This is a genomic window from Ruegeria sp. CJ6 (genome assembly GCF_056536665.1).
In genome coordinates, this window is the sequence record NZ_JBQFQB010000001.1 from 326,734 (window position 1) to 338,919 (window position 12,186).

At 57.4% G+C, this 12,186-nt stretch carries 12 protein-coding genes; 5 read left to right on the forward strand and 7 right to left on the reverse strand.

Annotated elements, in window-relative coordinates:
• The first annotated feature begins 81 nt into the window (after nt 1-81).
• Together ACR0BT_RS01625 and ACR0BT_RS01630 are read left to right on the forward strand one after the other, a co-directional pair.
• Nucleotides 82-855 carry a beta-keto acid cleavage family enzyme gene (locus ACR0BT_RS01625; RefSeq protein ID WP_480762401.1) on the forward strand — a complete coding sequence of 258 codons (774 nt, stop codon included), beginning with the start codon at nt 82-84 and terminating at the stop codon, nt 853-855.
• Nucleotides 852-2,168 (forward strand): aspartate aminotransferase family protein, encoded by a 1,317-nt coding sequence (locus ACR0BT_RS01630; protein WP_170510190.1) that lies wholly within the window; start codon nt 852-854, stop codon nt 2,166-2,168. Before ACR0BT_RS01625 ends, ACR0BT_RS01630 begins: the two co-directional genes overlap by 4 nt.
• A 75-nt stretch (nt 2,169-2,243) precedes the next feature.
• Here the strand turns inward: ACR0BT_RS01630 and infC are convergent, their stop codons facing one another.
• The 6 genes from infC to ACR0BT_RS01660 form a co-directional block, all read right to left on the reverse strand.
• Nucleotides 2,244-2,834 (reverse strand): translation initiation factor IF-3, encoded by a 591-nt coding sequence (infC, locus tag ACR0BT_RS01635; protein ID WP_310793657.1) that lies wholly within the window; start codon nt 2,832-2,834, stop codon nt 2,244-2,246.
• A 116-nt stretch (nt 2,835-2,950) separates the two neighbouring features.
• Nucleotides 2,951-3,784 carry a ferredoxin--NADP reductase gene (locus ACR0BT_RS01640; protein WP_170393228.1) on the reverse strand — a complete coding sequence of 278 codons (834 nt, stop codon included), beginning with the start codon at nt 3,782-3,784 and terminating at the stop codon, nt 2,951-2,953.
• A gap of 105 nt (nt 3,785-3,889) precedes the next feature.
• Nucleotides 3,890-4,297 carry a DUF934 domain-containing protein gene (locus ACR0BT_RS01645; protein WP_170393227.1) on the reverse strand — a complete coding sequence of 136 codons (408 nt, stop codon included), beginning with the start codon at nt 4,295-4,297 and terminating at the stop codon, nt 3,890-3,892.
• Complete coding sequence (locus ACR0BT_RS01650; RefSeq protein WP_170510600.1) at nt 4,294-5,055, reverse strand: phosphoadenylyl-sulfate reductase; 762 nt, start codon at nt 5,053-5,055, stop codon at nt 4,294-4,296. Before ACR0BT_RS01650 ends, ACR0BT_RS01645 begins: the two co-directional genes overlap by 4 nt.
• Nucleotides 5,045-6,709: a nitrite/sulfite reductase gene (locus tag ACR0BT_RS01655; RefSeq protein ID WP_480762403.1), complete on the reverse strand. Its 1,665-nt coding sequence runs from the start codon at nt 6,707-6,709 to the stop codon at nt 5,045-5,047. Before ACR0BT_RS01655 ends, ACR0BT_RS01650 begins: the two co-directional genes overlap by 11 nt.
• A gap of 65 nt (nt 6,710-6,774) precedes the next feature.
• Nucleotides 6,775-7,089 carry a DUF2849 domain-containing protein gene (locus ACR0BT_RS01660; RefSeq protein WP_480762405.1) on the reverse strand — a complete coding sequence of 105 codons (315 nt, stop codon included), beginning with the start codon at nt 7,087-7,089 and terminating at the stop codon, nt 6,775-6,777.
• A gap of 245 nt (nt 7,090-7,334) precedes the next feature.
• Here ACR0BT_RS01660 and ACR0BT_RS01665 point away from each other — a divergent pair, with 245 nt between their 5' ends.
• Nucleotides 7,335-7,808: an Lrp/AsnC family transcriptional regulator gene (locus tag ACR0BT_RS01665; RefSeq protein ID WP_010439761.1), complete on the forward strand. Its 474-nt coding sequence runs from the start codon at nt 7,335-7,337 to the stop codon at nt 7,806-7,808.
• A gap of 106 nt (nt 7,809-7,914) precedes the next feature.
• Here the strand turns inward: ACR0BT_RS01665 and ACR0BT_RS01670 are convergent, their stop codons facing one another.
• Nucleotides 7,915-9,096 carry a cytochrome P450 gene (locus ACR0BT_RS01670; protein WP_480762406.1) on the reverse strand — a complete coding sequence of 394 codons (1,182 nt, stop codon included), beginning with the start codon at nt 9,094-9,096 and terminating at the stop codon, nt 7,915-7,917.
• A 46-nt stretch (nt 9,097-9,142) separates the two neighbouring features.
• On the opposite strand from ACR0BT_RS01670, the gene ACR0BT_RS01675 reads away from it, so the two are divergent.
• Nucleotides 9,143-10,876 (forward strand): ATP-binding protein, encoded by a 1,734-nt coding sequence (locus ACR0BT_RS01675; RefSeq protein WP_170421367.1) that lies wholly within the window; start codon nt 9,143-9,145, stop codon nt 10,874-10,876.
• Nucleotides 10,873-12,102, forward strand: a complete 1,230-nt coding sequence (locus ACR0BT_RS01680) for a sigma-54-dependent transcriptional regulator (protein ID WP_170735136.1) — start codon at nt 10,873-10,875, stop codon at nt 12,100-12,102. The genes ACR0BT_RS01675 and ACR0BT_RS01680 overlap by 4 nt, the downstream gene beginning before the upstream one ends.
• The last annotated feature ends 84 nt before the right edge of the window (nt 12,103-12,186 follow it).

The window sequence follows — 12,186 nt, forward strand, 5'->3', positions numbered from 1 at the left end:
GAAAAACAAATGTTATGAAGAATGCAAATTGAAAACGTTGGCAGGTTGTCTAATTCGGGATCGTGCAAAACAGGTGACGGAATGTCAGAGACTGGTTCGAGGATGGCGGGAAGGCCATATGTGTTGGTGGCTCCGAACGGGGCGCGGCGGGGGCATGGGGATCATCCTGCGCTGCCGATCACAACGGACGAAATCGTCAAAGCTGCGAAGACGTGCAATCGGGCAGGTGCGCAAGGCCTGCACCTGCATGTTCGTGATCAGGCGGGTCAGCATTCGCTTGATGCGGGTTTGTATAGTGAAACCATTGCTGAACTGCGTGCTGCGGCCCCTGATATGGACATCCAGATTACGACAGAAGCTGCTGGCGTTTTCGGCGTTCAAGCACAACTTGCTTGTTTGCAGAATGTGCGCCCGGACTGGGCTTCGATTTCGGTGCGCGAGATTGCACGGTCGCCCGAACTTGCGCCAAAGGTCTACGCTCTGTGCGCGGAACAAGGGACTCGTGTTCAGCATATCCTCTATGATGTCGCTGACGTCGAGTTACTGACCCATTGGCAGGCTGGGGGGGTGGTAAAATCGGATCAGGTCGACCGTCTGCTTGTCCTTGGTCGCTATGCCACGGCGCAGGAATCGAGTCCGAATGATCTGGATGTGTTTCCGCACAGCGCTGATCCATGGATGGTCTGTGCCTTTGGAGGGCAGGAGCATGCGTGCCTGCAAAAGGCCGCGCAGTTGGGTGGCGATGTGCGCGTGGGTTTTGAGAACAGCCTTGCCGGTCCGGATGGACAAACCTGGGCTGACAATGCCGCATCCGTCGCGGCGCTGATTGATCTTCTGAAAAGGACGTCGACATGAGTCACGTATTTCCACGCCATACAAAGTCGGAACTGCCTGAGGCCGCTGGTGGTGACGGCTGTTATCTCATCGACTCAACCGGCCGTCGCTATCTGGATTGTGGTGATGCTGCCGTTTCATGCCTCGGCCATTCCAACGCCGCTGTGGTCAAAGCGGTGCAGGATCAGGTGGCGCAGATTGCGTTTGCGCATACGGGCTTTATGACCTCGGCACCGGCCGAGGCACTGGCCGATCTGCTGATTAAACACTCCCCCGGCGAACTGGACCGGGTCTATTTTGTCTCGGGCGGGTCAGAGGCGACCGAGGCTGCTATCAAACTGGCGCGGCAGTATTATCTGGAAACCGGCCAGCCTGAACGCCGTCATGTCATAGCGCGCCGACAAAGCTATCACGGCAACACTTTGGGGGCACTTTCGGCGGGTGGCAATGAATGGCGGCGGGCGCAGTTTGCACCGATGCTGATCGAGATGACTCATATCGCTCCTTGCTATGAGTACGCCGAAAAGCCTGAGGATGAGAGCAGTTTTGAATATGGTCAGCGCGTTGCGAATGAGCTGGAGGCAGAAATCCTGCGCCTTGGGCCTGAAACGGTCATGGCTTTCATGGCGGAGCCGGTGGTTGGTGCGACGCTTGGGGCTGTTCCGGCAGTCGAGGGGTACTACAAGCGAATCCGTGAAATTTGCGATCAACACGGCGTTCTTCTGATCCTCGACGAAGTAATGTGCGGCATGGGGCGTACCGGGCATTTGTTTGCCTGTGATCATGACGATGTCACGCCGGATATTCTTTGTATCGCCAAAGGGTTGGGGGCTGGGTATCAGCCTATCGGAGCGATGCTGTGTTCGGGTCGAATCTATGATGCGATCCGGGATGGATCGGGCTTCTTCCAGCATGGCCACACCTATATCGGTCATCCGGTTGCGACTGCGGCTGCGCTTGCCGTTGTACAGGAACTTACTTCTCGTGAACTGCCAGCGCGGGCCGGCGTAATGGGGGGCAAATTGCAGAGCATGTTGGAAAACAAGTTTGGCCAACACCCGAATGTCGGGGACATACGGGGCCGCGGCTTATTCCGAGGAATTGAGTTGGTCGAGGATCGGGATACGAAAACTCCGTTTGATCCGTCGCGCGGCCTAGCGGCCAAGATCAAGAAGGCCGCCATGGCCGAGGGATTGATCTGTTACCCGATGTCGGGAACGCGTGATGGACGCAACGGAGATCATATCCTCCTAGCACCGCCCTTTGTCATCGAAGATGACCAACTGGTCGAGCTTGTAGACAAGCTGGATCGGGCGATATCCTCGGTGATCTGATTTAGGCGAGAAGCCAGAAAACAAAGAAGCCCCTCCGATTTCGGAGGGGCTTTTGTCATTCTACAAAAAGAAAACCTACTTCTGTGGCAGCGGGCCAATCATCATGATCATCTGACGGCCTTCCATCTTGGGCATGTTCTCGATCTTGCCCAGATCCTTGACGTCTTCGGCCACACGTTCCAGCAGCTCACGCCCCAGGTTCTGGTGCGCCATCTCGCGGCCCCGGAAACGCAGGGTGACTTTGACCTTGTCGCCGTTCTCAAGAAACTTGAACACGTTGCGCATCTTGACGTCATAGTCATGCGTGTCGGTGTTGGGCCGGAACTTGACCTCTTTCACCTCAATGATCTTTTGCTTCTTGCGGGCTTCGCTTTCGCGTTTCTGCTGTTCGTACTTGAACTTGCCGAAATCCATGATTTTGCAGACCGGCGGGTTCGCGTTGGGCGAAATCTCAACCAGATCGAGGCCGACATCGGCGGCCATCTGCATGGCCTTTGCGGGATGAACCACCCCGACATTTTCACCTTCGGCGCCAATCAGGCGAATTTCGGGAGCACGGATCTTGTCATTGACGCGCGGGCCGGTATCTCGCTGTGGCGGCGCGTTGTGAGGTCTGCGGGCTATGGGTTCATTCCTTTGATGATTGCAGAATTTCGAGCCCGGAATTTAGACCGGGCTGAGAGGTGTTTCAAGCGGCATAAATTGCAAGCCGCATGAATTTTCCATGAATTTCGTGAGTTTTTGCCGGTTTAGGGTGTCGATAACCCCACCGGCAAACCCCATTAGCCCACAAATGCCTTTTCAATCACGAATTCCTTGGGTTCGGAATTTGCACCTTCTCGCAAGCCGAACTCTTCCAGAATTGCTTTGATGTCATGGTTGAAGGCAAGGCTGCCACAAACCATCGCGCGATCAGTATCTGGCTTGATACCACCTTCGATGCCCAGATCGGCGAATACGGTGCCGTCTTTTAACAGCTCGGTTATACGGCCCATCTTTGGGCTCTCTTCCCGCGTGGTGGTGGGATAATAGCGAATCTTGTCGGCGAAACCGTCACCAATCAGTTCGGCCAGCAACTCGTCCTGTTTGACGCTCTCGATCAACTCGCGGCCGTAATCCAGTTCAGCTACGTCGCGGCAGGTATGGGTGATGATAACCTCGTCATAATCCTCGTAGGTCTGCGGTTCACGCAGCAGCGACGCGAAGGGCGCAAAGCCTGTGCCGGTGGCGAAGAACCAGATGCGCTTGCCGGGCAGCAATGCGTCATGCACCAGTGTGCCAACGGGTTTAGGCCGAAGGATGATCTGATCACCAGGCTGGATGTGCTGCAGTTTTGAGGTCAGCGGGCCGTCTTGCACTTTGATCGAGTAGAATTCCAGTTCCTCATCCCATGAAGGCGAGGCGATGGAATAGGCGCGCAACAGCGGTTTGCCATTATCGCCCAGTAGGCCGATCATAACGAACTCACCCGAGCGAAAGCGCAAGGAAGCCGGGCGCGACACCTTGAAAGAGAACAGGCGGTCGGTCCAATGTTTGACCTCGGTCACAGTCTGGGCGTCGGGCAGGACGGGGGCCTTAACGGCGGTTGCTTCACTCACGGATTTCATCTCTGTCATCATTTCACTGCCGGTCTGCTAAACCGGTATCTCCGTTTAATCTTTGATCCAAGTCAGGAAAAGGGGCAGATTGCCCCTTTCGTATCACAGGTTGGCGATGGCGGGTCAGCCGCGCAGGCGGGCCTGGTAGTTGTTGTCCTGCCAATTGGCCCGGGCCAGCCACTGATCTTCGGGCTGCCGGTTCGCCAAGGTGTCATCAATTTCGACTTCGTCAAAGCCGCTACGACGCGCCATGGCGTATTGGTCTGCAAGAACATGGCCTTTTGCCCGCAGGCGACCTGTATAACCTTTCAGACGCAGAACACGCGCGATGGTGAAACCGCGCCCATCCGCTGAGGATGGAAAGTCCACGCGCACCATTTGGGCGCTGCCCAGCCGGTCAAACAGTTCATCGGGGTCAGTGTCCGAGGCGATATCCAGTGCGACCACGTCATTCGCTGCGTCGTCCAGCGTGACATAGCCATCGGTCCAATCATCGGGGGCAAAGCCCTCGTCGTTTACGATTACGTTCATGTTTTCTCTCCGATGCGCACCATTTTTCCATCAACAAAATGGATGCCGCATTCTTCCTTGTTCTGATCGCGCCAGCGCCCGGCGCGGGGGTCTTCGCCTTCTTTGACCGGCGAGGTGCAGGGCGCACAGCCGATCGAGGGGTATCCTTTGGCCACCAGCGGATGCCGGGGCAGGTTGTTTTCGTCCATATAGGCGCGCACATCCTCGGGTGCCCAATGGGCCAGTGGGTTGACCTTGATCCGGCCGGTCCCGTCCTCGACCTCGAAAAAGTCCAGCGCGGCACGGGTGCCGGACTGAAACCGTTTGCGCCCGGTGATCCAGCCACAATACCCGGTCAGAGCTTTCTGCAGCGGGAAGGTCTTGCGCAGGTTGCAGCAGGCATCGGTGTCACGCAGACGCAACGCGCCATAAGGATCGTCGCGCTGAACATCTTCATCCTCGGCGCGGATGATCTGCACATTGCGCAGGCCCAGACGCTCGCTGACCTCCTGCTGGTATTCCAGCGTTTCGGCAAACAGCATCTGGGTGTCCACGAACAGCACTGGGGTCATCTTGTCGACCACTGCAGCCATATGCAGCAACACCACCGATTCCGCGCCAAAGCTGGAGACCAGAGCAAGCTCCTCGATCTCGTCCAATGCGCCATGCATCACATCATGGGCACTGTGGTGGCGGAAGCGGGCGTTCAGCGCCTCGACCTTTTCGGTCAGTTCGGCGCGGTCAGCCCCCAGTTCCGTTTGGATCAGGTCAAGCGGCATTGGCCTGTGCCTCGGGGTAAAGCGCCGCTTTGAACGGTGCCATGCCAACGCGGCGATAGGTCTGCAAGAAGGTCTCTTCGGCGCTGTCGCGCTGCTCCAGATACGTGTCGACGATGCGCTCGACCGCCGGAACGATCTCGTCATAGGCGAAGCCCGGGCCAGTACGATCACCGATGGCGGCGGATTCGGTACCGTCACCACCCAGAGTGATCTGGTAGTTTTCGACGCCAGCGCGGTCTAGGCCAAGAATGCCGATGTGACCCACATGGTGGTGACCACAGGCGTTGATGCAGCCTGAAATCTTGATCTTCAGGTGACCGATATCATGCTCCAGCTTCAAGTCTTCGAACCGGGTCGCGATTTCCTGCGCCACGGGAATCGAACGTGCCGTCGCCAGTGCGCAGTAATCCATACCGGGACAGGCGATAATGTCGCTGATCAAGCCGATGTTGGCGGTCGCCAACTCGTATTCTTTCAGCGTCGCGTGGATCGCGGGCAGGTCGGATTTGTGGACATGCGGCAGGATTACGTTCTGCTCGTGGCTGATACGCAGTTCATCATAGGCGAACTCTTCGGCCAGATCGGCCATCACGCGCATCTGCTCTGCAGTCGCATCGCCCGGCGTCTGGCCGTGCTTCTTGATCGAGATCGTGACGATCGCGTGGTCCGCGTTCTTGTGCGGCGCGATGTTGGTGTCGACCCACGAACGGAAGACCGGATCGTTGGTGTAGGCACTCTCGAACGAGGCAACCGAACCATCACGGAAGGCTGGAGGCGCAAAGTGGCCTTTGATTTCGTCCAGCAGGTTCATATCCGCGCCTTTGAATTGCGGGCGAACCTTCAAAAAGCGTTCGTTCACTTTGGCACGGATGGCGTCGATGCCGTGCTCATGCACGGTGATCTTGATACGTGCCTTGTACTTGTTGTCGCGACGGCCGATCTGGTTCCACACGGAAACGGTGGCCTCAAGATAGGCCAGCAGGTCGTCAAAGGCGACGAATTCCGATAGCTCTTTGCCGATCATGGGCGTACGGCCCAGACCACCGCCAACGATGACGCGGGCACCCAGAACGCCATCACGCTCAACCAATTGCAGACCGATGTCATGCGCCTTGATCACGGCGCGGTCATTCTCGCTGCCGGTGATGGCGATCTTGAATTTGCGGGGCATGAACTGGAATTCAGGGTGGTCGGTCGACCACTGGCGCAGCAGTTCGGCATAGGGGCGCGGATCAGCGACCTCATCCGCGGCGGCACCGGCGAAATGATCGGCGGTCACGTTGCGGATGGTGTTACCCGAGGTCTGGATGGCGTGCATGCCAACCTCGGCCAGTGCGTCCAGCATATCCGGCACGTCGTTCAGTTTCGGCCAGTTGTACTGAATGTTCTGACGGGTGGTAAAATGGCCGTAACCTTTGTCCCATTTCTCGGCCAGCAAAGCGAGCTGACGCATCTGAGCACTGGACAGCGTGCCATATGGAATAGCGACCCGCAGCATATAAGCGTGCAATTGCAGATACAGACCATTCATCAGGCGCAGTGGCTTGAATTCGTCTTCAGTCAGCGAACCGTCAATGCGACGCTCAACCTGCGCACGGAACTGCGCGTTGCGTTCTGCCAAAAATGCTGTGTCGAACTCGGAGTAGCGATACATGTTTAGCTGTCCTTAGTTGCAGCCCCGGACCCGGGGCCTTGAAGGGGAGAGAGAATGGCCTGAGATCAGGCCCGAGGCTGCGGGGAGGTTTCCTGTTTGCCGTGGGCATAGTTGGACGGACCAGTCCGGCGGAAATCCTCCCGAAAATGGGTGGGTTCGGGGCCGTTTTCTCCGGCCACCGCGTCGGCAAGATAGGCGCCGACGATCTTGTTGGCCTGACGCGCGGCATCCAGCAGACGAACCTGCGCGTGAGCTTCGTCCGCGATCAGTTCGGCATCGGACAACTCGCGCGACCATCGGTCATCTTCGGTCTGGTAAATCACATCACCTTCCAACAAGTCGTTGGCGGTGACGACTTTGGGGGTAAAAGCGCGGGCCATCAGGCAAGCTCCTTATTGAAAACCGAGACTTTGTGCGGGTATTGCGCAACTCGGGCGACGCCGGGTTTGTGAATGCGCATATTTGTTTGTTTGACCTGCATCGGATCATCTCGTGACTGAATTGACTTGTGTGCCAATATAGGAAATATTCCCGCCAAATCGCCATATGCGTGAAGAAATAAGAACAGATGTTCTATCTGCGGCGAGTGGAAGAAGATTTGTTCTGAATTGGAAGGGAAATTGGAATGTCGGTGCGAATAGACGACACGGATCGGAAAATTCTAGCCGAGCTGCAACGGGATGCCAGCCAGTCGCTTGACGAAATCGCAGCCCGTGTAGGGAGCTCCAAGACGCCGGTTTGGAATCGCATTCGCAAGCTGAAGGGGGCAGGGGTCATTGGCCAGCAGACCGTATTGCTGGATGCCGAAGCGTTGGGCTTTGAGGCCACATTCTTTGTGCTGATCCGTACGTCGGAACATGAGGCTGAGTGGCAGCAGAAGTTCCTGAAAGCGTTGCGCGATCGTCCAGAGGTTCAGGAAGCGCACCGTTTGGCTGGAGACATCGATTACATTCTGAAAGTGCGCGTCAAGAACGCGCGTGCGTATGATGCGTTTTATCAGGCGTTGATTTCAGAGGTGCGAGTGCACAACGTAACAGCCTTGCTTTCGATGGAAGAGATCAAATCGACCACCATGCTACCACTGAAGTCTGTCGGATAGGATGAAGCGTGAATGGGGGCGCCGCCCCCGCCGCCCGAAGGCGACTCCCCCGAGATATTTATGGCCAGATGAAGCACGGATCCGGGTTTCTTGACAGGATATTAAGTCAGACCGTTACCATGAGTTTGGTCAGCCCGTGGAAATGGTAGCTGTCCGAATACTGCGGCTCTGCCGTCAGCTTTAGCTTTGGGCATTGCTGGAACAGGATGGGCAGGGCGATCCGCATCTCAAGCCGGGCCAGCGGAGCGCCCACACAGAAGTGAAGGCCACCACCAAAGCTAGTATTGGCGCTTACATCTCGCATCGGGTCGAATGTATCGGATTGGGACCAAGCAGCAGGGTCGCGATTGGCTGCGCCCAGAAGCAAGGCAACTTCGTCACCACGCGCAAAGCGGTGACCGAAGAGTTCAATATCTTCATAGGCATAGCGTCTGAACATGTGCAGTGGTGGATCGAAACGCAGGATTTCCTCGACTGCGCCGTCGATGGTGCCGGGCGTCAGGACATACTGCTGTGTACCCGTTGTTAATATAGTCTTCACGCCATTGCCGATGGCGTGCACGGTGGCTTCGTGACCGGCGTTCAGCAACAAAATGCAGGTCGTGATCAGTTCGTCGCGCGAGAGTTTTTCACCATCTTCCTCTGCCGCGATCAACCGGGTGATCAGATCGTCACGCGGGTCAGTGCGGCGTTTTTCGATGTATTCTTCGAGATAGGTGGTAAAGGCTTGTGTGGCGCGGACGGCTTCGTCTTCGGTCTGGCGCGTCCGGTTTGCCTGATACATGGCCACCATGGCGTGCGACCACTGCAACAGTTGCGGTGCCATGTCTTCCGGCACACCAAGCAGACGGCAGATCGTGATCACGGGGACCTGGGTGCAATAGGCCTCCAGCAGATCGAAGGGGCCAGCGGGGAACTGCTTGATCAAATCGTGGCACAACTGTTCAGTGGACCCCTCAAGCGCCGTGATCGCGCGAGAGGTAAACGCCCGCAGAACCAGAGAACGCAATCGAGTATGACGCGGGGGTTCAAGCTCTAACATCGAATGGGATTCGACTTCTAGCCAGGGTGCAAGATGGTCTGGGCCGGGTTTTGCAAGTTCCGCCGGGATTTCACGCCCGAAGCGCCGATCGCGCAGCAGAATTTGCACCGCTTTGTGCGAGACAGCCGCGACAAGGCCGTAGTCTTTCCAGTAGAACAGATCGCCCGACTGACGTGCGCTGTCATAAAAGGGGTATGGGTTTTGCACGAATGCCGGGTCGGTCGGGGATTGGGTCAGCGTCTTCATGCGGTGCAGACTTGCCATGGCGGCTGCTGAATGCAAGACCCTAGATATGCAACGTTTTTGGATCATAGCCGGTTTCTTATGCGCGGTCGGATTGCTGTCAGCGGCGGTCTGGACTTATGGCTATCGTCAGGCCCTGTCGCAACTGAGCGAGAAGGCCGAGGCTGATTTGGAACTGGCCGCCGACCGTCTGAGCACGCAAATGCAGGTCTATCAGGAAGTGGCCGCCTTGATGGCGGATCATCCTGCTTTGCAGGAGCTAGAAACATCAGAACAGCAACGGGCCGCCCGAAAGGTGCTGCTGGATGTGGCAGACAAAACCGCTGCCGTTAACGTTATGTACCTGAATCCGGAGGGTCAGGTTCTTGTCGCGGCCCAACCGGTGACGCAGCGCGATATGTCCGCACATCCGGCCTTCGAGCGCGCCATGCAGGGGGCCCTGGGCAGCGCGCATGGGGTCGAAGACGCAAGCGGCGATCGCATCTATTCATATGCGGCCCCTGCATTTGGGGAATTGGGGCAGATACAAGGCGCGTTGATGGTTCTGGCCGATGTGCAGGACGTTGAACAAACTTGGCGCGGTAGCACCGATGCGGTGTTTTTCGTTGATACGGATGGGGTTGTCTTTATCTCGAACCGATCGGATCTGCTACTATGGCGCCGCGGGCAAGGGCAGCAGGGCCTGATGTCACCCGAAGGTGAGAATGTCGATTTCGCCTCAACCTGGATTGCGGGATATGAAGTGTGGAAGCTCAATTGGGGTCGCTATCTGCCCCGTCGCGCCCTGCATCTGACGCTCGATCTTCCGGTGATTGCGATGACCGCAGAGATGCTGGTTGATGTCGCCCCGGCGCGCCGGTTGGCGGGGTTACAGGCGGCAGCGGTTGCGGCGATCTGTTTCGCCTTTGGTGCGTTGTTGTTTCTGGCCTCGGAACGCCGTCGGACACTTGCAGAGGCAAATACCGTGCTGGAAAGCCGGGTCGCGCAACGTACGCGCGCCTTGACGGCGGCTAATAGCGCTTTGCGCCACGAAGTTGCCGAGCGGCAGGAGGCGGAGGCCGCGCTCAAACAAGCGCAGGCCGATTTGGTTCAGGCTGGTAAGTTGAGCGCTTTGGGCAAGATGTCGGCTGGCATCAGTCATGAATTGAACCAGCCCTTGATGGCGATTCAGCAGTTCGCCGACAACGGGTCCGCCTTTCTTGAGCGCGGCAAGGGCCAGAGAGCTGGCGAAAATCTGGGCCGCATTTCCGATATGGCCGCACGCATGGCGCGGATCATCAAGAACCTGCGGGCCTTTGCGAGAAATGAAAGCGAACCAATGGGGCGCGTTGATCTGGTTCAGGTTCTGAACACTGCCACAGAATTGACCGAGGCGCGCCTGCGCGATGAGAACGTCGCGTTGGAGTGGGTGCCGCCAAAGACTGCGGTCTATGCTTGGGGTGGAGAGGTGCGACTGGTACAGGTGTTTGTCAACCTAATCAATAATGCAGCGGATGCGATGGTCGATCGACCGACGCGCAGGATATTGGTCACTCTGTCAGGGGGGAAGCCTATTCGCGTGTCGGTGCGGGATACCGGACCCGGCATCGAGGACCCCGACCGCGTGTTTGAGCCGTTCTACACCACAAAAACGGTTGGGACGTCCGAAGGGATGGGTCTGGGGCTGTCGATATCCTACGGTCTGGTTCAGAGCTTCGGGGGGGATATTCGCGGTGCCAACACGGACGAGGGTGCTGAATTCACGGTTGAACTGGAACCCTTTGAAGAAGATGAGGCAGCATGATCCGCAAAGTGCTTTTGGTCGATGATGATGCCGCCGTACGTGAGGCCTTGGCGCAAACCCTCGAATTGGCCGAGTATGAACCGGTCACCGCGGGATCTTTCGTGGCCGCAAAGGATCATATTCATCGTGACTTCGGCGGTGTGATCATCTCGGATATTCGCATGCCGGGGCGGGATGGGTTTCATCTGCTCGCATACGCGCGCGAGGTTGATCCTGAGCTTCCGGTGGTATTGCTGACAGGTGAAGGCGATATCCCGATGGCGGTACAGGCCATGGGGCAGGGAGCATTTGATTTTCTGGAAAAGCCCTGTGCAGCAGCGGACTTATTGGCGGTACTCGAGCGAGCCTTCGCAGCGCGCGCAGAAATTCTGCAGGAACGCGAGCAACGGCGCGAACTTGAGCGTGGCGATCCCGCAGCACGCATGCTGTTTGGGTTGTCAGATCAAGCCGAAGCCTTGCGTGAGCGAGTGCGGAGCGTAGCGCCAACACGGGCCGAGGTACTGGTTACCGGGCCAGCGGGTAGCGGAGTTTCAAAGGTCGCTGAAGTTGTCCATCTGATGTCTCCGGTTGGACAGGGGCCATTTGTCAAACGCCCTGCCTCAGGCCTGAACCCGGATGATTTGTTGCGTGTCTGTAAGGATGCGGCAGGCGGATCGCTGTATCTGGATGAGATCTCGGCGATGTCGGATGCCACGCAATACGCCGCGCTGGAACTGATCGAACAAGGGACGGACGCCAGAATCATAGCGGGGGCAACGGCTGATTTGTCTGAACTTACTGCACAAGGAAGATTCAATGCCGATCTGTTCTATAGGTTGGATGTCATGCGGGTGCGAATCCCGGCCCTGTCAGAACGGCCCGAGGATATCCCCGTCATCTTTCGCCGCTATGTGGCGCAGGCCGCTGAGCAGGCCGGGATTGCGGAACCTGAAGTGACACCCGAGCATCTGGCCTCGTTGATGGCGCAGGATTGGCCGGGCAATGCCCGATCGTTGATGTCGGCGGCAATGCGGTTTGTGTTGGGGATGCCGGATGAGGTTGCACAGGCCGCTGATCTGGGGTTGAGCGAGCAATTGGCGCGGGTTGAGAGGTCTTTGCTGATTGCAGCCCTTGGGCGCCACAATGGCAAGGCTGCGGATGCAGCCAAAGCACTGAAGCTGCCGCGCAAAACTTTTTATGACAAGCTGACCCGCTACCACATCAGGCCAGAAGACTATCGTCGTTAGCAAAACACTTCCGCTAGGGCGAGCCGCGGTTGCGCTGCGTCTTAAGCGAGCGATTCGCTCGCATCGATTCGGATATTGTGCGGA